Here is a 19,885-nt window from a genome sequence, read left to right as displayed (position 1 = left end):
CGATTTTTTTCACTCTGTTGCCTTGTAAAACAGGTAAAGATCCCAACTTTACTTGGAAGTTGTTCTATTTGAAATTCCGTGAGGAGCATCGCCTGTCATGGCTAAACGTGATTATTATGAGGTTTTAGGCGTTTCTAAAACTGCTAGTGATGATGAAATTAAAAAAGCCTACCGCAAGTTGGCGATGAAATACCACCCAGACCGCAACCCTGACAATGCTGAAGCTGAAGAAAAATTTAAAGAAGCAGCAGAAGCCTATGAAGTGCTTTCCGATGGTGAAAAGCGCAGCATGTATGACCGTATGGGGCACAATGCCTTTGAAGGTGGCTTTGGTGGTGGTGCTGGCGGCGGCTTTGGTGGCTTTAGTGCGGAAGATATTTTCAGTCAATTTGGCGATATTTTCGGTGGAGCATTTGGTGGTGGTGGACGTCAACAGCAACGTCAGCGCCGTGGTTCCGACTTACGCTATGTGATGGAACTAACCCTTGAAGAAGCCGTAAAAGGCGTGAAAAAAACCATTACCTTTACTGCACCTGCGCCGTGTGAGGCGTGTGATGGTAAAGGTTCGCAACAACCGAATGACGTCGAAACCTGTAAAACCTGTCATGGTGCAGGTCAGGTGCGTATGCAGCAGGGTTTCTTCTCTGTACAGCAAACCTGTGGTACTTGTCGCGGACAAGGTAAAATCATTAAAAACCCATGTCAGAAATGTCATGGCTCAGGTGTGACAGATCGTCAGCAAACGCTAGAAGTGACTATTCCTGCAGGCGTGGACAATGGCGATCGTGTACGTCTTACAGGGAAAGGCGAAGCGATTTGTGATGGTCAGGCAGGCGACTTGTATGTTGAAGTTGTGGTGCGTGAACATGAAATCTTCCAGCGCGATGGTGCTGACCTGTATATGGATGTGCCGATTAGCGTGGCCGATGCCGCTTTGGGTAAAGAAATCCAGATTCCAACTCTTGATGGTCGTGTGAGTCTGAAAATTCCTGAAGGTACGCAAAACGGCAAAGTGTTCCGTTTACGCGGCAAAGGCGTTCGCCCTGTACGTAACAACATGGTCGGTGATTTGCTCTGTCGTATTGTGGTGGAAACACCAGTGAATTTGACTGCACGTCAACGTGAATTGCTCAAAGAGTTGCAAGCAACCATGGATGGCAATGATCAGCATTCAAGTGCCAAGAAAAAATCATTCTTTGATCGTTTATTTGACTGATCTGTCTGATTGATTTTTAGAAAAAACCTGCTGCCCAAAAGCAGGTTTTTTTATATCAGATTGCACATGCATAGAAATAAGTTTTGTTATAGTAAGCACATTGATTAAAAAATTTAGGAAATGACAACATGTCTACATCACCACGTATCGGCATTTTAGGTGCTGGCGGTCGTATGGGTCGCATCTTGATTCAGGCTGTGCAACAAGCTGGTTATCAACTTGCAGCAGCGGTAGAACGCCCAGAAAGTTCTTTGGTCGGCACAGATGCTGGCGAGCTGGCAGGTATTGGTGCGGTAGGTGTGAAAGTTTCAGGTTCACTCGAAGCGGTTTTGGCAGATGTGGATGTGGTGATTGATTTCACAGCACCTGTGGCGACTGAACAACATTTGAAAATCTGCCGTGATGCAGGTGTGGCGATGATCATTGGTACCACAGGTTTGTCAGATGAGCAAAAACAATTGCTCAATGACACAGCAAAACAGATTCCAGTGGTGTATGCAGCCAACTATTCTGTGGGAGTCAATGTTTCGATTAAACTGCTAGAGCTTGCAGCACAAGTGTTTGGCGATACGGTTGATATTGAAATCATTGAAGCGCATCACCGTCATAAAGTCGATGCACCATCGGGTACGGCACTCATGATGGGGGAAGCTGTTGCGGATACCTTGGGTCGCAACTTAAAAGAAGTGGCGGTGTATGGTCGTGAAGGGCATACAGGTCCACGTGATCGTCAAACCATTGGTTTTGAAACCATCCGTGGTGGCGACATTGTTGGTGAACATACCGTGATGTTTATTGGTGAAGGCGAGCGTGTAGAAGTGACACATAAAGCCACCAACCGTATGAACTTTGCCTCAGGTGCAGTACGCGCAGCGGCATGGGTTGTAGGACGTGATGCAGCCAAATACGACATGAAAGATGTTTTAGGCTTGTAAGATCTTGCCAGATATAAAAAAGCCAGTCTTGTGACTGGCTTTTTGTATTTTAGGCTGATGCTTGGCAAGCAGCAGGATTGTCATGTTGATACAGGCGTTTTTGCACCAACACCAAAATTAGGGTCAGCGCGGCAAGAACTGCACCACTGACTGGAACAGCGGCATAACCCAGATTCATGCTGAGTACAGCACCACCGAGTGCGGCACCTAGCGCATTGCCCAAGTTAAATGCCCCGATATTGACGGAAGATGCCAGTCCAGAGGCTTCATAGGCAACTGACATGACCCGCATTTGTAGTGGTGGAACCAGACCGAAGGTCGCTGCACCGAAAATAATCAGCGAGATGGCTGCGCCAATTGGCGTTTTGGCTAAAATTGGGAACAGTGCCATCAACACCATTAAAACTACTAAAAAGCCAATCAAGGTACGGTCAATCGACTGATCGGAAAACTTGCCGCCATAGTGGTTGCCAATTGAAAACCCGAACCCGACCAACATCAACATGAAGGTGACAAAGGTCGGTGATGCATGGGTAATCGTGCTGAGTGTCGGCGCGATATAGGTATACAGGGTAAATAAAATGCCTGAACCCATCACGGTGGTTAACAGTGCCAACATCACCGCGGGACGGGTCAAAACTTTGAGCTCCTGCATGACATCGGGTTTTTGTCCCACTGAACCTTGTGGCAAGGCTTTATACAGGGACAGTATGGTAATAACGCCAAGCACCGCAATTCCCGTAAAAGAACTGCGCCAGCCAATATGCTGACCGAACCATGTCGCCAGTGGCACGCCACCAATATTGGCAATGGTCAGCCCCATAAACATCATGGCGATGGCACTGGCTTGCTTGTCTTTGGGTACCACACTGGTTGCCACAATCGAACCAATCCCAAAGAATGCGCCGTGATTTAAACTGGTAATCACCCGAGCGCCCATCAGGCTTAAATAATTGGGGGCAATTGCCGCGATCAGGTTGCCGAGGGTAAAAATTGCCATCAGGATAATCAAAGCCTTTTGGCGTGGAAAATGCCCAAACCACAAGGTCATGATCGGTGCGCCAATCATCACACCGAGCGCATAACCTGTAATCAGCATGCCCGCAGTGGGAATGCTAATGCCGAGGTCATGCGCAATATTGGGCAATAAGCCCATCGGGGAAAACTCAGTGGTGCCAATCGCAAATGCACCAATCGCTAAAGCCAGTAACGGTAAATTGATTTTCATGGGTGATCCTTTAATCCCACGCTGGCGCGAGCTGTTCAGGGTTGATCTCACGTCCGTTACGTTCTAGCTGTGCAATTTGCTGCATCTCTTCAGCACTGAGCTGTAACGCTTGTGCCTGTAAGTTATGCAACAAGTGTTCACGCTGGGTTGAAGAAGGAATCATGGCAAAACCTTTTTGCAATGCCCATGCCAGTGCCACTTGAGCACTCGATGCCTGATGCTCAGCGGCAATGGCATTTAACACAGGATCATGCAGCACTTTGCCATAGGCCAAAGTCATGTAAGACGTGACATCAACATCTTGAGCCTGTAAGAAACTGCCCAATTTACTGTTTTGCAAATACGGACTCAGTTCAACCTGATTGGTGGCAATGTGCTGTTTGCCAATCACATCAATCGCCTGTTGGGTCAGGGCAATATTGAAGTTGGAAACTCCGATCTGCTCGGTCAGACCTTGCTGTTTGGCCTCGAGTAAAAGCTGCAAAACTTCGGTGATATTCACCCCCATTTTCGGTGCTGGCCAGTGCATCAAGGTCAGGTTGACCGCATCGGTACGCAGTTTGTGCAAGCTGTCTTTCAGACTTGGAATAAATTTTTCAGGGCTAAAATTATCCACCCAGATTTTGGTGGTCAGAAACAGTTCATTACGCGCTACGCCACTTTCAGCAATGGCTTGCCCGACCTGTGCTTCATTGTCATAAATCTGGGCAGTATCGATAGCACGATAGCCTACCTCTAACGCAGTTTTGACTGAATCAATCACCACCTGATCTTTTAGACGGAATGTTCCTAAACCAAAACGAGGAATATGCATAGGATCTACTCAGTTATTTTCAGATGTTGACTATTTTGCTTGGTTTGTTGTTGCTGAAAAATACGCAAATATGCAAAATATTTTTGATGATTTATCAAGAATAGGTGAAAGGTGAAATCCAGCATCGAAGAGTTACAGGTGTTTATCGCCGTCGTGGATACAGGAAGTTTGGGAGCCGCCGCTGATTTGCTGAAACAAACCGTGTCAGGCGTTAGCCGCGCCTTGAGTCGTCTGGAGCAAAAACTGGGTGTGACCCTGTTGGAACGCACGACACGCCGTTTAAAACTGACGCAGGAAGGGCAGTTGTTTTTGCAAAGCGCACGGCAAATTTTAAATGATCTGTCAGCGGCGGAAGATGCACTGTTGAAATCTGACAGTGATATTGCAGGTTTGATTCGGGTTGATGCAGCAACCTCATTTGTGCTGCATGTCATGGCGCCCCTGATTCAGCAATTTCGCCGTTGCTATCCACATATTAAGATTGAACTAAACAGCAATGATCAGATTGTGGATTTACTGGAGAAAAAAACCGATGTGGCGATTCGGATTGGCAATTTGCATGATTCTTCGTTACATGCCAAATTTTTGATTCGTAGCCGTTTGTATCTGGCTGCTAGCCCTAGTTATGTGGCTGAACATGGTTGTCCGCAGTCAGTGGATGATTTATTGCAACATCAACTGATTGGTTTTAGTCAGCATCCACACCTGAATGTCTGGCCAATTTTAAAACAGGGGCAAGCCCTGAAAATCTGTCCTGATTTGACGGCAAATACAGGGGAAACGATTCGTAAACTGGCATTGTATGGCAATGGCATTGCCTGTTTGTCAGAATTTATGATTCATCAGGATTTGAAAAAACAGGATCTGATTCCGATCTTGACCGAGCAGACTGTGTTTAAAGAGCAGGTAATTCAGGCAGTGTATTATCAGCAAGAGCATTTGCCGAAACGGGTGCGACTGTTGATTGAATTTTTGGCAGAACAACTGGCACAAGGTTTTCCCAATCAGTGACAAACGGTTTTGATGGGTTTGCCACTGTCAGGAAATACGACTGTGAATTAGTCAAAATCGGCTTTGAGTACCACGCGGTAACGTACCTGACCCGAGTGCAAGCGGGCAATCGCGTCATTAATCTGTGACATCGGGAACAGTTCAATTTGTGGGGCAATATTTTTGCGGGCAGCGAAGTTGAGCAATCTACGTAATGCCGCAGGTGAACCTGTCGGTGAGCCTGTAATTGATTTGGCACCGCTAATCAGCAAGTTGGCAGGTGTGGCAATCGGCTCCAGTGGAATACCCAGCAGATGCACGCTGCCATTCGGTGCAAGCGTATGCAAATAGCTTGTCCAGTCAAGTGTGACATTGACAGTACTGAGCAATAAATCAAATTTGCCTTTTTGGGCTTTCAGCGCTGCGCTGTCGCGACTGTTGACCACATGGTCTGCGCCCATAGCTTTGAGTTCCTTGGCTTTATCGAGATTTGAGGTAAATGCGGTAATTTCACAGCCCCATGCTTTGAGGAGTTTGATGGCCATATGCCCCAAACCACCAATCCCGATCACACCGACATGGTGAATGGCTTGAATCTGATGCTTTAACAGCGGGTCAAAAACAGTGATGCCACCACACAATAAGGGACCTGCGCTTTCAGGGGCTAGGTCATCGGGAAGGGGAATCACCCACTGCCAGCCTGCACGAACCTTATCGGCGAAACCGCCTGCATGCCCGACAATTGTGGCTTTATGTTCACCTGTACACAGCACTTGTTGTCCTGCAAGGCATTGGTCACAGGCTTGGCAGGTTTCTGCTGTCCAGCCAATCCCGACCCGTTGTCCCAGTTTCAAGCCTTTGGCTTCACTGCCCAAGCGTATAATTTTGCCAATGACTTCATGTCCAGCCACTACTGGATATTGGGAAACTCCCCAATCATTATCAATGATCGACAGGTCGGAGTGACACAAGCCGCAGTATTCCACTTTGACTTCGACCTGATGCGGTTGCAGTTCGCCCGCATCAAACTCGTATGCAACTAAAGCTGATTTGGCGGTTAATGCTGCATAGCTACGAATTCGGTTTTCACTCATGACGCACTCCTTGTTATGGATGTATTGTTATTTACAAAAGCAGTCATCTTCATGATCGTTGACCATGCCACAGGCTTGCATGAACGCATAGCAGGTGGTCGCTCCAATGAATTTAAAGCCGTGCTTTTTTAAAGTTTTGGAGAGTTTCTGGCTAATTTCAGTTTGTGCAGGGGCTTGACGATAATTCGGCACCATATTATTGATGGGTTTGGCAGCGACAAACTGCCATAACCATGTCACCACATCGCCTATGTCCTGTTTTAAGGCAAGCCATGCCTGTGCATTGGCACGGATAGCATTGAGCTTGCCGATGTGGCGAATTAAACCTGCATCTTGCAGTTTTTGTTCCAAGTCAGTATCGGAGAGTTCAGCAATCTCTTGGATTGAATACTGAAAAAAATGCTGGCGGTAACAGTCGCGTTTTTTCAGTACTGTAATCCAGGACAACCCTGCCTGCTGACCTTCAAGACAAAGCAATTCAAATAGTTGTGCTTCGTCATATAAAGGTTTGCCCCATTCCTGATCGTGGTAGTCGATATACAGTGGATCATCAGAACACCAGCGGCAGCGTTGTAGTGACATGACAAAATTCCTGATTGTTATTTTTTAAATTTAAAGGGAGAAGCTTGTCCACTGATCATTTTTTGTGTCCCAGTAGAATAGTTCGGCTTGTTGTAAATCTTCCAGAGACAGCCACACATCTTTACCGACCTTATCATTATAACCCGTGCTAATCAGTAGACCATTTTCTGCAATTTCCATGATCCAGCCCTGATAGCACTGACCGTGCAGCTGGATTTTTTGTTGATTGCCCGATTCGGCAAATTCAACCAGACGTTGTATGAGGGCTTCAGACATGAAACAAGACTTCCTAACGTAAATAGGGGAATGGATTGACGGCACCGCGACCTTTTCCATCCAGATAAATCCCATAGTGTAAATGGGTGACGGTATGCTGTGCATTGCCACTGTTGCCGACATAGCCAATCAGGTCACCAGTATGCACATAATCTCCGACTTTCAAGCCACGTTTAGATTTTTCCAGATGGGCATAATAATGCCAAGACCCCGCAGGCCCTAAAATCCAGATCACATTGCCGCCGAGCGTATTGCTTTGTAGGCTAGCAATCAGACCTTCGGTGGCACTGGTTACTTTGCTGTCGCGAGGTGCCAGTATATCAATTCCTTCATGCCGGCGTCCCGCACTGCGTGAAGCACCCCATGTATCAGTGAGCTGATCTGCTTTAATGCCTTTGACAGGAATGGGGAGATGAAAACCTAATCGCATTGCTTTGAGGCGGCTGACTTGCTGGCTGGGCAGTGGTGTAGTTTTTTTGGGAGTTGAACTACATGCAGCCAAAACGATGACCGTTAAAATTAAAACAGCATGTGAAAGAAAACGCAAAATACAGTGTCCTTTGAATCAGTATTTTCCAACAGCATGCCGTAGATTTGTTTAAACGCTTTGAATCAGTTTTTTCATGGCTGTTGGAATGCCTCGGTCAATTGCCTGTTGCGGGGTGAGCCATTCACCGCCAAGTTCTATTTGTAGATGTTCCATCTCATCGCTGTCAACCATAATTTGTTGTACATTCAGCTCCCAAGTGAAATGGGTAAAGCTATGACGAATTTGAGTCAGGTATTGGGTGCTGGCTAAGCCCAGTATGTTGCGTTGTTGTTCCAGTTCATTTGGCTCTGCAAAAATCGGTAGGCAATACAAGCCTCCCCATAATCCTAGGGTAGGGCGCTGTTGCCACAACCACAGATCTTGATGGCGCAGCAACAGCACTTCGGCTTGTTTCACAGGCACAGGTTTTTTGGCTTTCTTGAAAGGCAGTTCTGTTTCAATACCTTGCTGATGCGCTTGGCAATGCTGCTGCATTGGGCAGTACAGACACAGCGGTTTTTTCGGGGTGCAAATGGTTGCCCCCAAATCCATAATCGCTTGGGTATAGTCGTGGTTACGTTCTGTGGGACAAAGCTGCTCGGCACGTGCCCACATCTCACGTTCATGTACAGGTTTGCTTAAGTCCTCTTCTATGGCAAAAAAACGTGCCAACACGCGTTTGACATTGCCATCCATAATCACGCCGTACTGGCGTAGACCCAAAGACATCATTGCACCTGCGGTAGAGCGCCCAATGCCGGGAAGTGCCATCCAGCCTTCTAACGTCTGGGGGAAATCTGCTTGCGCTGCGACGATTTGGGCGGCTTTATGCAAGTTGCGTGCGCGAGCGTAATAACCCAAGCCTGCCCAGTAAGGTGCAACCTCATCCCAGCTGACCTGAGCAAGCGCTTTAACCGTTGGGAAACGCTGAATAAAACGATCAAAATATTGCAACACGGTTTTTACTTGGGTTTGTTGCAACATGATTTCTGAGACCCAGACTTTATAGGGATCATCGGCAATTTGCCACGGCAAATCATGCCGACCATGTTGGTCGAACCAAGTGAGTAAAGCATCGGAAAACGAAAAATCAGACATGAACATAGCACCTCAGAACCGCGAGGTAGTATACGTCAAGCACACATAAAAAAGGCAGTGAAGATATGCTGAGAGATCTTCACTGCTTGGAGAAAGCCAGTTATTTTACATCAGACGGCTGCAGAATTCCCCAACGCTCATCAAGCTTGAGCTGCTGCCCTTTGTAACGTGGAATCACGTGGATATGTAAGTGCTGTGAAACTTCGTCAAAGACATTACCATCATTAAACCCGATGTGATAACCCTCGGGATGATAGCGAAGTTCTAGCTCATTGCGTGCCTGTTCAAGTAGTGACAGCAAGCTTTTGCGTTCTTTATCCGTTACATCAAAAAACGAACTGACATGGCGTAGCGGTACAATCACCATGTGCCCTTCAGACAAAGGGTGAGGCTCTGGGAAAATCGCACCAAAATCATTTTTGGCAATCACATCATAGTCATCAAAATCGCAATAAGCACAGTGCTCAGTCATGGTGGCCTCCTACTTAATCAACAGCAATCAAAGAAAATCGGGTTTAGGCTGCAAGTCGCGTGCGAGTAGTTGATACATCGCATCTAATCCTGCACGTTCGGCTTGCGCATTGTAGCCAAGGTCAACGCCATTGGCTTTGGCACGTACATCCGCAAGTGGATTACTAAAACCATGTTTGGCATTGGCTAAAATAATCACCTCATGCTTAACCTCGGCAGCCTGCATTTCCTGCTTGAAGCTCTCGACATTGTCGAGTGTGACCATGCTGTCGAGTTCACCGTGTAACACTAAGATTTCTGCTTTAATTTTGCCTTTTTCAGCAGGAGCAGCGGTCGACAAGTTACCGTGGAACGTGGCAACAGCTTTGATGTCTGCACCAGAGCGCGCCAAGTCCAAAACCACTTTTCCACCAAAGCAGAAACCGATTGCACCTAGGCGAGCCGCATCTACTTCAGGTTGTGCTGCCAATGTACTCAGCGCCGCAGTCACACGCTCAACAATCGTATTCGGTTGCTGGAAAGTTTCCATCATCCAGGTGTTGGCTTGACTGGCTTGTTCTGTGGTTTGCTTATCACCATACATGTCGATAGCAAATGCCGCATAGCCATGTTCAGCCAGTTGTTTCGCCCGTTGAATCACATATTCATTACGCCCCCACCATTCAGGCGCGACCAGAATCGCTGCAACTGGGGTATCACTTTGCGGTGCTGCAAAAAAACCAACTAAATTTTTACCATCTGGCGCGGTATATTGAATTTCGCGAGTAATTATGGTGCTCATGGTGGGCACAATCCTTATGATGAAGAAGTCTGATTTAATATACTGAATCAATTTTGATTAAAGCATAGAATTTTTGTTATTGTGTGAAAAATCTACATATTTGTTGAAAATTACCATATTTATAACATAGATAAATTTAAATTATTTATTTTGAATCAGTTTGTTAAATAATGGTTGTGACCATACCTGCACCAGATTTGGCGAGTGCAGGCAGGTATCAGATTTACTTAGCTGACTTGTGCAAGAATTTCGCAGGCTTGGGCAAGGGTTTGCTCTGTTTTTGCAAAGCAAAAGCGTAGTAAACGCAAGTTTTTTGGTGGCTGTGCATAAAAGACCGAAATTGGGATAGCGACCACTTTATGCTGTTCGGCGAGCCACTGACACATCTCAACATCGTTCAGATCAGGTCGAATCTGACTATAGTCAACATTTTGAAAATATGTGCCTTGAGTCGGTGTAAAAATAAACTTGGACTGAGCCAGCCCGACATTAAACTGATCACGTTTTTGCTGATAAAAACTGGCGAGCTGCTGAATATGTTCCGGATGCTGCTGCATAAATTGGCTGAGTGCCACTTGGCACGGGGTATTGCCGCAGAAGCTAGCAAATTGGTATACCTGCCGAAACAGATGCATCAGCTCAGGTGCAGCCACACAGTAACCGGTTTTCCAGCCTGTGACATGAAAAGTCTTGCCAAACGAGCCGACCACAAGACTACGCTGGCGTAATTCGGGAAACGACAATGCCGAGTAATGGCGCTGCCCGTCATAAATCAGGTGTTCATAGACTTCATCGGAGAGCACGACAATATTGTGTGCTTCGATCAATTCAATCAGGGTTAGCCAGTCCTGTTTTGACCAAATCGCTCCGCTTGGATTATGCGGTGTGTTGATAATGATCATGCGGGTACGTGAGTTAATACTGTCTTTGACGCGTTGCCAGTCCACCTGAAAATCAGGTGTAAGCAGGGGAATCCGTACACTCACGCCTTGTGCCAGTTCTACCGCAGGCGCGTAGCTATCATAGCTCGGATCAAAAATAATCACTTCATCACCTGCATGAATCAATGCCTGAATGGCACAGTACAATGCAATGGTTGCGCCAGAAGTAATGGTAATTTCTTGTGTGATATCGAGTTGCAACTGATCACGTTGTGCAAACTGCTGCGCCACCTGTTCACGTAGTGGCAACCAGCCATCACCTGCGGCGTATTGGTTAAAGCCCTGTCGTGTTGCCTCAACCAGACAATCGAGCAGTGCTTCAGGGGCTGCAAAGTCAGGGAAACCCTGTGACAGATTGAGCGCATTCAGGCGCTGTGCGAGTGCCGACATTTGACTAAAGATGGTGACGCCCTGAGTAGGGAGTTTGGACGGGAATGACAACATGAAGGTTTTTCTCTAATTTTTGATTTAAATCAGGTATTCAATCGCTGCGCGAATCATTCCCAAGCATAACCCAATAAATGCGCCAACGATCACGCCGTTGACCCGAATCATATGCAAATCACCACCAACCTCATTTTCGATTTTGCCAATCATTTCCGAAGAATCCCATTCATGAATACGCTGGCTAATAAAAAGGATGACTTTGTTACTGTATTGATCACTGATTTGAATTGCCAACTGGCTCAGACGCTGGTTAAGAATTTCACGAACCTTGTCATTTTCCATCAGGTTTTGCCCGACCAGTTCAATCGCCGCCCGCAGGTTTTGTGCAATGCCTGATGGTTCTTTTTGTAAGTCCTGTTTGATCGCATTGCATAAAATCACCACCGCACCGCTGATAAAATTCAGCATTTGCGGGCTGTCGAGCAGGGCGTTTTTGGTGGTATTCAGGCGCAGACTGGCTTCACTGTCGGGATCACGCAGTTCTAACATCAGGGTTTGTGCATAATTTTCAATATACTGTCGCCACGGGTGCTCAGGGTCTGCCAACATGGCTTCGACTTTCCCAATCAGACTGTCAATCATGCGTTGCTGCATATCAATCCCGATCCAGTGAAAGCCTTTGGCAATCTTCCATACGCCCAGTTCCTGAAAAATCCGCTGGGTCAGTTCACGGGTTTGTTCAGGGTGGAAGGTGACCCAGTCGTGTGCCAAATCCAGACCTCGTTGAAGTAAATCCTGATGAAAGTCATTGTCCAAAACGGCACGCAACATTTCGCTGGCTAAACTGTTGATTTGGGTATTACGTACCCATTGCACACTGTTACTTTGAATAAACCCAGCAATTTGCTCCTGTCCAACAAAGTCCAGTATCTGTGGCAGGCTTTGCTGCATAAGCTGAGTAACCTGAGCATTATTTTGAGGGTTAGCAAGCCAGCGCCCAACACTCAGACTCAAATCGGTTTGTTTCAGGCTACGCTCAACCACTTCAGGTGATAAAAAGTTTTCCTGCACAAAACGCCCCATCGACTCGGCAATGCGGGCTTTGTTACGTGGAATAATTTCGGTGTGATCGAGCAGGAAACGCGGAATCGGCATTTTGCCGAAAGGATTACGGAACAATACCGTAATTGCATACCAGTCTGCTAAACCACCCACCACACCTGCTTCTGCTGATAGCATCAGAATATGAATGAGCCATACATCATTGGGTAGAAACTTCGCCAAGAGCATGAGTGCCAACCATGCCAGTACAGCTATGATTAAGGCGATACTGGCAAAGCGTTTACTGCGTTGTAAATTGGTTGAGGTGGTTTGAGTGGTCAGACTCATGTAGATTCCTAACAGGTCACATTAATGAGGAGGTGTCGCAGGCAAGAGAACATCACCATTGCTGCTGACGCCATATTTTTGCCCGATTGATTTTAAAATCAGAAAGGCATCAAAGGCATCGCTCGGGGTATTTTTCTGATCTTTATAGCATTCAATTGTATAGGACACTTCAACAGGGTCAATGGTGACGACTTGTGGCATGTTGTACCACGGGTCATAAAATCCAGGATGGCGGAAACTATACGGGTAGAACATTGGGTCAGGATACACGACTGCTTTACGCGGTGGTTGTTGCGTGCGGTTACTTGGGTCATTCAGCACTTTAAAGTAGTGGAAACCATTTTTGACAGTAGTTTGTGCGGCTTTGACCAGAGTAATTTCTTCAGCCGTACCATAACTTAAATCGGACTTGGCTTTGAAACCAATGCGATAAGTCTGGTTGTTGAGTGGATAACTGGAAAATTGTCCCAACTGGTCAAATGTGCGGGGCTTGCTGGGCAGAGTACTACAGGCGGACAGACCGAGTGCGAGACTCAAGCTCAGACATGGAATCAATTTGTTCATATGGCTGCTCCAAAATCGAGACATTTTATTAAAAATCGTTGATCATCAATGCATTATAAAAATGCGACTTGTCGTTCTGCTGTAGCGACCCTATATCCATTACCATGAAGGTCATGCTTGGAAGAATCAATTGAGATTTTGTTGTTATCAAACAACATGATTTTTAATCATGATTGTGGATTGACGATGAATAAGCAAGGGATAAATAAAAGGATATAAAATTTAAGATATTGTTTTATCTATTTATTTCTGAGGTGATTACCATTGGTCTGAAATAAAAGATTTGCAGTATGAACCTGCGATGCGCGGGCAAGTCATTGGCTATTTTCACTTTTGCCCTGTATTGAGCATCGTTTTGCAATTATTTTTCAATGCAATTCACATTTTTCATGCATGCTCATGGCAGTTTATGGTTACAATTTTGCGTGGCAACAGCCCATTATCATTATTTGATACCTACTGTCATGATAATCAGTATAATTTGTCCATTTGATCTAGATGATAATTTCAATTCGAGTGAGTGAAGAACATGAGTCAACCCAACGCCGTTTCTCAAACTATTGTGCCAACTTGGGTAGACGCATCTGTAGTCACAGGAATGTTGCGCGGTATTGAACGTGAAACTTTACGCATGCAGCCCGATGGTTATTTGTCACAACAGCCACATCCCGTTGCTTTAGGCTCTGCCTTAACCCATCCGCACATCACCACGGATTATTCTGAAGCCTTATTAGAATTCATTACACCGCCCCAGCCAAATATTGCCGACACCCTGAACTATTTAAGCAATATTCATCATGTCGCTAACCAGCATTTGCCAGAAGGCGAAAAACTTTGGCCCATGTCGATGCCATGTATGCTGGATCAGGATGAAGAGCAAATCCCACTGGCAGAATATGGTTCATCCAACATTGGACGTTTTAAGACCTTGTATCGTAAAGGTCTGGGAGTGCGTTATGGGCGCCGTATGCAGACCATCGCTGGGGTACATTACAATATTTCGTTTCCAGACCAATTGTTTGAACGTTTACAACAGCATGAACCAGACCCAGAGCTCAAAGCCCTAAGCCTGCAAGATTATCGTAGCCATCGTTACTTTGGCTTGATTCGTAATTTTATCCGCCTGACACCGATGGTGATGTATCTGCTTGGGGCAAGCCCCGCAGTCTGTAAGACCTTTTTGATTGGGCGTGAACATAAACTACAACCATTGGTGGGCGGTACCTTGTATTTGCCATATGCAACAGCGTTGCGTATGGGACGACATGGTTATCAGAATTCGGCACAAAAACAACTGGGTATTCACTACAACAATTTACAAGGCTACTTGCAAGGGTTACAAGCTGCGGTGAAAACGCCTTATCCTGCCTTTAGCCAGCTCGGGCTAGATGATGAACAGGGTGAGCCGATTCAGATCAATGATCATATCTTGCAAATTGAAAATGAATACTACAGTTTGGTGCGTCCGAAACAAGTTCCGCAGGGTAACGAAACACCATCTGAAGCTTTGGCAAAACGTGGCGTAGCTTATATTGAGCTACGCGCGGTCGATGTTAACCCCTATAGCCCGATTGGTATCGAGACCAATAGCGCAGGGTTTTTAGAAAGTCTGGCATTGTACTGTTTGTTACAAGATAGCCCTGAAATCTCTGTTGCAGAGCAGGAGTTAATTGAGAAAAATCAAGCAGAAGTTGTGGAACGTGGGCGTGCTGAAAATGCCACTATTCAAACTTTAACTGCAAGTTATGCTATTGCCGACTGGTTACAGTTGCATCTAGATGCGATGCGTCCTGTTGCAACAGTGCTGGATCAAATTGAATTGACCACGATTTATGTCGATGCTTTGACCGTGATGCAACAGCGAATTGATGATCCCAAAACCACGCTTTCAGCACAGGTTATTGATGACATGCTGCAAGCAGGTGGAACATGGCGTTTGGGAAGCCAGTTGGCTGAAATACATACTCAAGCTTATCAACAGCATCGCTTGTCTGATGATACACAGGATTATTTTCAGGATTTGGTTGACGCTTCATTGCAGCAACAACAACAGCTTGAACAGACATCACAGCCCACATTTAAAGAATATCTGGCGAACTTTCGCTAAAACAGAATAAGGGGAAAGCATTTGCGCTTGAGTTATCGTCTTGTCAATGCCTTGTTGGTATTGATCAGTATTATTGGCATGTCATTTGCGCTGTATCTCGAACATGTCAAAGGTTTACAGCCATGTCCACTGTGTATTTTTCAGCGTCTTGGGCTGATTGCGATGGGACTTGTCGCATTGCTTGCCCTGATTCACAATCCAGTCTCGGATAAATTAAAGCGCGCGTATGCCTTCCTTGCTGGATTGGGTATGGCATGGTCAGCAGGGGTTGCCGCGCGCCAAATTTGGCTACAGCATTTACCACCTGACCAAGTGCCGAGTTGTGGGCCAGGTTTAAATTATCTGATTGATGTTTTACCCTTGAAAGAAGTATTTGCTGAAGTGCTGACGGGTTCGGGCGAATGTGCCAAAATTGATTGGACATTCTTGGGCCAGCCTTTATCTGTATGGTCTTGTGTGTTTTTTGCGATTTTGCTTCTTGTGTGTATCTGGCAAATGCTGCGCCGTTATCACTAATTCAGCTAAATTTCGCCATAAAAATACCAATCTGTATAAAAAACGATCAATTTATTTTGGTCGTTTTTTATACCAAATGCACAATAATTTCATTAAAAATAAAAGTGGAATCAGGGATCTATTTTTATAAAAAAGCATGGCTCATTTGGAGGATATTCTATGAGGAAAACTATTCTGACTAAATTAGTCAACTTAGACATAAAAACTATTGTTAAAATAACTATGTTTTCGTCATAATTAGTAACGTTATCAGACAAAGATCATATGATTTTTAGTTGAAACCCTATAGATGTGTAAACATCACAGTTTTATACGCTCAGCCTCTTACTTTCTGGCTGAGCTTTTTTTTGCCTAACTGTTTTAATTTAAAAAAACACTTAATCACGAATGACTTGCCCAGTGACTGCATCAATGATTCGGCTGGGTAAAGGGCTTTGCCCAAGTTCACCATCCAGATAATCGAGCTGATCTGCAAAATAGGCTTGAGCCTGCTCTAGATTGCATGCAGGATCCAGACCTGCGGGGTTGGCACTGGTCGATACAATGAAACTGCCAAAAGCTCGGCATAGTTGCTGACAGAGAGGATGGTTGGTAACCCGAACTGCAACCCGTGGATGCTGACCTGTAATCCATTCAGGAATCGCTGTCTGATTGGGAAGAAGCCAAGTCAAACCACGCTCATGGGCTTGGCGATTATGCCAGCTCGCAATAATCTCTTGTTGACGAGTTTGATCAAGCGGTGCGAGTAAGGCTTCAACCTGTTCAACATCACTGGCAAGCAAAATGACACCTTTTTCAATTGGGCGCTGTTTCAGGGCTAAAATTTTCTGAAATGCTTGCTGATTCATCGGATCACAACCTAAACCCCAAACGGCTTCAGTTGGATAAGCTAACACTTGACCGTGCTGCAAAAGCTCGGCGGCATGTTCCACTGAATAGGTGATCATGTTTTTACGCTCTATGGAGAATTAAGAAAAGCAGGGTGCAGTTGCTGCACGGCAACGACTATAACGCCCTGCCTGTTGTAAGCACAAGCCTAAAAGTTCCAATTCCATCAGTTGTGCGGTAAGTTCATCAATCGTCATGGTGAACTTGCTTGCAAGCGTGTCTAGATCCTGCCCAACCCAGTCGAGTTGCTGATATAAGGTCTGTAAATGTTCGGGAATATCCGATGTTGCTGCAGTGGGATTATCTTGCTGCTGAATTTGCCATTGGGTTGGTAATGCCAAATCTTCAATGATCTGTTCAGGATGATCTACCAAGGTTGCGCCTTCGCGAATTAGTTGGTGGCACCCCCGATGGTATTCACTATAAATATGCCCAGGAATAGCAAAAATCTGTTTGCCTTGTTCTGCTGCCAGTTTGGCCGTAATCAAGGAACCACTTTCTAGCGCTGCTTCAGCGACCAAAACACCTAAACTTAAACCACTGACGATACGGTTACGTCGAGGAAAATTGTGCTGTAACGGTTTGGTAAAGGGTAAAAATTCAGTAATCACGCAGCCACCTTCAGCCACAATTTGCTGACGGAGCTGTACATGGGCAGCAGGATAAGTCTGTTCAATACCTGTTGCCATGACTGCAATGGTTTTTTGATGCTTAATACCTGCAACATGTGCTGCCTGATCAATTCCCTGAGCCAAGCCACTGGTAATAAAAAAGCCTTTTTCTGCCAAATAATACGCAAAATCATAACTGATCTGTAAGCCATGTGGGCTGGCTTTACGGCTACCCACAATTGCAATTTGCGGCTGGCTTAAATTAAAAAGATTACCTTGCCCAAACAAAATGGGAGGTTTATCTGCATAAGGTCGTAGCTGTGTCGGATAATTGCTGTCTTCAGCGAGACAAATAAAATCGCAATGCTGTACTAAACAATCGAGCATGCTCTGGAAATTCTTTTGTTCACTCGCCTGTTGAAACTGCTCGGCGCGTTGAACATGATTTTTATGTAGCCTGAGTTTTGACCATTGCTGCAAATTTGTAGGTGTAGTTGCCTGTTCCGCACTTCCAAAGAAGTGAATCAGTTGCTGGTAACTCGATAAAGAATGCTGAACCAAATACCACAAGCGAAGACTGTCGAGTTGAGACTTGCTGATCTGGTTCAGCATAAAACACCCTTAGTCTGACATTGAAGGTGCTTGGATTGATGCACCCACTTTAATCGGTAGGCTGCTCTCTAACACATAAGCATAACTTAAATGGTCAAATGTTTTGAAAATCATGATTGTGCCAATTTCTTCTTGTGGCAAAGTCACGAGTTGTCCTGTTTTGACGTCTTTAATCACTTCACCTTGTTGGTAAACACTAAACACCTGTCCAGTTTTTGCACCATCTAGCAAGCCACGGTCAATCGTCACAACACTACGTTTTGCTGCTTGACCAATTGAACCAAGCACCCGAACAATTTGACCATTTCCAGTCACTTCATTTTTGCTCGTTGGGTAGAAAATTGAAGGCAAGTCATTTTGGTATTCAGGCAAGACAAAATCACCACGACGGATTTCCTGATTGAAGCTTTTAGTCACTTCTAAAGTCGTCAGGTCACCATTATTGTTTTCGGCAGTCGATACGGCACTTGCAACCTGAATAAGCTCGATACCCGCGTTATATTCTTTACCCTGAGCATCCTTAAATAGATAAGGTTGAGTTTGGCGGTAGATGCCATAATTCTGACCGACTGCTAAACCATTGCCACGAGCATAAATCTTTTGCCCACTACCACCCAGCAAGCGGTTATCGGCAGCACCGACAATATATGGTGTATTGGTGAGTGATTCAGGTGCAACAATATTGGCACGATATAACCAGACGTCAATGTCGCTGAGACGAACCACAGGAATGGCATCATTTAAAGATTCAACACGAACCTGTGGTTTTAGGTTGATGCTGCCCATATGGCGACGAATAATCCCTGCACAACCATCACCTTCATCTTTACCTACCAAAGGCTTGCCATGAAAAGAACACAATAACAAACGGTCACCTGGATAGATCCAGTGTGGGTTCTTCACATGACGGTTATGTGCCCAAATTTCAGGCCAGCGCCAAGGTTTTTTGAGAAATTTACCTGCAATATCCCAAAGCGTATCGCCTTTACGTACAACATAAACGTGTGGTGCGCTGGTTTTTAAAGTTAGAGGTGCAACATTAGGTGATGCGGCATGGACCATCGAAAGACTGCCGAGACCCAAACCTAGACCCAAAGCAACTGCAAGAACATGTTTTTTAAACCCCAAGGTAGTCCCCTGTAAAACCTTTTTCATTATCATAATTCCTAAATGGATATTTGTAATTGCGTTATAATAACCAACTTACTTAACATTTTTCTATGAAGCATGCTCTTCATAGGGCCGTTAAATAAATGGTATTTGTGAGGAGGGCATATGGCCTTATTACCCATTTTAAATTTCCCAGACCCACGTCTGCGTACCATTGCACAACCTGTTGAAGAAGTTACTGATGAAATTCGTCAGCTTGCCGCAGATATGTTTGAAACGATGTATCATGCTCCTGGCATAGGTTTGGCTGCAACTCAAGTTGACCGTCATATTCAGTTGATCGTCATGGATTTATCTGAAGATAAAGATCAGCCTTTAGTCTTTATTAATCCTAAAGTCACACCATTAACTGAAGAAATACAGCCTTATGAAGAGGGCTGCCTATCAGTTCCTCAAATATACGATAAAGTTGAACGTCCGTCACGCGTCAAAATAGAGGCGTTAAACCTTGATGGCGAAAAAATTGAAATAGAAGCTGATGGTTTACTTGCGGTTTGTATCCAGCATGAAATGGATCATCTCGATGGCAAATTATTTGTAGACTATCTTTCACCTTTAAAACGTCAGCGTGCTCGTGAAAAAGTTGAAAAGCTTGTGCGTAGCCGTGAGCGTGAAAAAGTTGCAGTAAAACGCTAATTTAATCTGTGCGCTAAAATAGATAATTTTTAGTGCGCAAATAAAAAAAT

At 45.3% G+C, this 19,885-nt stretch carries 21 protein-coding genes; 6 read left to right on the top strand and 15 right to left on the bottom strand.

What is annotated here, in order from left to right:
* Positions 1-97 precede the first annotated feature (97 nt).
* Both dnaJ and dapB read left to right on the top strand, forming a co-directional pair.
* Positions 98-1,216, top strand: a complete 1,119-nt coding sequence (dnaJ, locus tag ACX1N5_RS14555) for a molecular chaperone DnaJ (protein ID WP_458803231.1) — start codon at positions 98-100, stop codon at positions 1,214-1,216.
* Between the two features lie 128 nt (positions 1,217-1,344).
* A complete protein-coding gene (gene dapB / locus ACX1N5_RS14550; RefSeq protein ID WP_458803229.1) occupies positions 1,345-2,151 on the top strand; it encodes a 4-hydroxy-tetrahydrodipicolinate reductase in 807 nt (268 codons plus the stop codon).
* A gap of 49 nt (positions 2,152-2,200) precedes the next feature.
* Here the strand turns inward: dapB and ACX1N5_RS14545 are convergent, their stop codons facing one another.
* Both ACX1N5_RS14545 and dkgB read right to left on the bottom strand, forming a co-directional pair.
* The gene (locus ACX1N5_RS14545) at positions 2,201-3,379 is read right to left on the bottom strand and encodes an MFS transporter (RefSeq protein ID WP_458803227.1); all 1,179 of its coding nucleotides are present in this window, start codon (positions 3,377-3,379) and stop codon (positions 2,201-2,203) included.
* Positions 3,380-3,389: 10 nt separating this feature from the next.
* Positions 3,390-4,193, bottom strand: coding sequence for a 2,5-didehydrogluconate reductase DkgB (dkgB, locus tag ACX1N5_RS14540; RefSeq protein WP_458803226.1), 804 nt, complete (start codon positions 4,191-4,193; stop codon positions 3,390-3,392).
* Between the two features lie 111 nt (positions 4,194-4,304).
* Between dkgB and ACX1N5_RS14535 the strand changes: the two genes are divergently transcribed.
* A complete protein-coding gene (locus ACX1N5_RS14535) occupies positions 4,305-5,204 on the top strand; it encodes a LysR substrate-binding domain-containing protein (protein ID WP_458803224.1) in 900 nt (299 codons plus the stop codon).
* 47 nt (positions 5,205-5,251) lie between these two features.
* Here ACX1N5_RS14535 and ahr read toward each other — a convergent pair whose 3' ends face one another.
* From ahr to ACX1N5_RS14485, 10 genes are all read right to left on the bottom strand, one after another.
* Positions 5,252-6,277, bottom strand: a complete 1,026-nt coding sequence (ahr, locus tag ACX1N5_RS14530) for an NADPH-dependent aldehyde reductase Ahr (protein ID WP_458803222.1) — start codon at positions 6,275-6,277, stop codon at positions 5,252-5,254.
* A 27-nt stretch (positions 6,278-6,304) separates the two neighbouring features.
* Positions 6,305-6,859, bottom strand: a complete 555-nt coding sequence (locus ACX1N5_RS14525) for a DNA-3-methyladenine glycosylase I (protein ID WP_458803220.1) — start codon at positions 6,857-6,859, stop codon at positions 6,305-6,307.
* A gap of 30 nt (positions 6,860-6,889) precedes the next feature.
* Positions 6,890-7,135, bottom strand: coding sequence for a hypothetical protein (locus ACX1N5_RS14520; protein WP_004749196.1), 246 nt, complete (start codon positions 7,133-7,135; stop codon positions 6,890-6,892).
* Between the two features lie 13 nt (positions 7,136-7,148).
* On the bottom strand, positions 7,149-7,682 hold the full coding sequence (locus tag ACX1N5_RS14515; RefSeq protein WP_458803218.1) for a M23 family metallopeptidase: 534 nt from the start codon (positions 7,680-7,682) through the stop codon (positions 7,149-7,151).
* Between the two features lie 51 nt (positions 7,683-7,733).
* The gene (mutY, locus tag ACX1N5_RS14510; RefSeq protein WP_458803216.1) at positions 7,734-8,762 is read right to left on the bottom strand and encodes an A/G-specific adenine glycosylase; all 1,029 of its coding nucleotides are present in this window, start codon (positions 8,760-8,762) and stop codon (positions 7,734-7,736) included.
* A 100-nt stretch (positions 8,763-8,862) separates the two neighbouring features.
* Entirely contained in the window at positions 8,863-9,234 is a 372-nt protein-coding gene (locus ACX1N5_RS14505; RefSeq protein WP_116731513.1) for an HIT family protein, read from the bottom strand.
* 27 nt (positions 9,235-9,261) lie between these two features.
* Entirely contained in the window at positions 9,262-10,014 is a 753-nt protein-coding gene (locus ACX1N5_RS14500; RefSeq protein ID WP_004749192.1) for a dienelactone hydrolase family protein, read from the bottom strand.
* Positions 10,015-10,241: 227 nt separating this feature from the next.
* Positions 10,242-11,399: a methionine aminotransferase gene (locus tag ACX1N5_RS14495; protein ID WP_131382376.1), complete on the bottom strand. Its 1,158-nt coding sequence runs from the start codon at positions 11,397-11,399 to the stop codon at positions 10,242-10,244.
* A gap of 24 nt (positions 11,400-11,423) precedes the next feature.
* A complete protein-coding gene (locus tag ACX1N5_RS14490; protein ID WP_458803214.1) occupies positions 11,424-12,731 on the bottom strand; it encodes a DUF445 domain-containing protein in 1,308 nt (435 codons plus the stop codon).
* A 21-nt stretch (positions 12,732-12,752) separates the two neighbouring features.
* Complete coding sequence (locus ACX1N5_RS14485) at positions 12,753-13,295, bottom strand: CC0125/CC1285 family lipoprotein (RefSeq protein WP_458803212.1); 543 nt, start codon at positions 13,293-13,295, stop codon at positions 12,753-12,755.
* Between the two features lie 529 nt (positions 13,296-13,824).
* Here ACX1N5_RS14485 and gshA point away from each other — a divergent pair.
* Together gshA and ACX1N5_RS14475 are read left to right on the top strand one after the other, a co-directional pair.
* On the top strand, positions 13,825-15,402 hold the full coding sequence (gene gshA, locus ACX1N5_RS14480) for a glutamate--cysteine ligase (protein WP_131382374.1): 1,578 nt from the start codon (positions 13,825-13,827) through the stop codon (positions 15,400-15,402).
* Positions 15,403-15,423: 21 nt separating this feature from the next.
* On the top strand, positions 15,424-15,918 hold the full coding sequence (locus ACX1N5_RS14475) for a disulfide bond formation protein B (RefSeq protein WP_131382373.1): 495 nt from the start codon (positions 15,424-15,426) through the stop codon (positions 15,916-15,918).
* A gap of 377 nt (positions 15,919-16,295) precedes the next feature.
* Here ACX1N5_RS14475 and ACX1N5_RS14470 read toward each other — a convergent pair whose 3' ends face one another.
* From ACX1N5_RS14470 to ACX1N5_RS14460, 3 genes are read right to left on the bottom strand one after another with little or no spacing between them, the layout of a single operon-like run.
* The gene (locus ACX1N5_RS14470) at positions 16,296-16,865 is read right to left on the bottom strand and encodes an L-threonylcarbamoyladenylate synthase (protein WP_004749184.1); all 570 of its coding nucleotides are present in this window, start codon (positions 16,863-16,865) and stop codon (positions 16,296-16,298) included.
* 21 nt (positions 16,866-16,886) lie between these two features.
* Positions 16,887-18,029 (bottom strand): DNA-processing protein DprA, encoded by a 1,143-nt coding sequence (gene dprA, locus ACX1N5_RS14465; protein ID WP_131382372.1) that lies wholly within the window; start codon positions 18,027-18,029, stop codon positions 16,887-16,889.
* A 9-nt stretch (positions 18,030-18,038) separates the two neighbouring features.
* Positions 18,039-19,184 carry a LysM peptidoglycan-binding domain-containing protein gene (locus ACX1N5_RS14460; RefSeq protein WP_458803209.1) on the bottom strand — a complete coding sequence of 382 codons (1,146 nt, stop codon included), beginning with the start codon at positions 19,182-19,184 and terminating at the stop codon, positions 18,039-18,041.
* A gap of 120 nt (positions 19,185-19,304) precedes the next feature.
* Here ACX1N5_RS14460 and def point away from each other — a divergent pair, with 120 nt between their 5' ends.
* Positions 19,305-19,835 carry a peptide deformylase gene (gene def / locus ACX1N5_RS14455; RefSeq protein ID WP_004749180.1) on the top strand — a complete coding sequence of 177 codons (531 nt, stop codon included), beginning with the start codon at positions 19,305-19,307 and terminating at the stop codon, positions 19,833-19,835.
* The last annotated feature ends 50 nt before the right edge of the window (positions 19,836-19,885 follow it).

The sequence above is a fragment of the Acinetobacter sp. ANC 4636 genome, assembly GCF_054454555.1.
The sequence above is the reverse complement of the archived record's forward strand: the minus strand, read 5'-3'. Positions and strand labels throughout refer to the sequence as shown.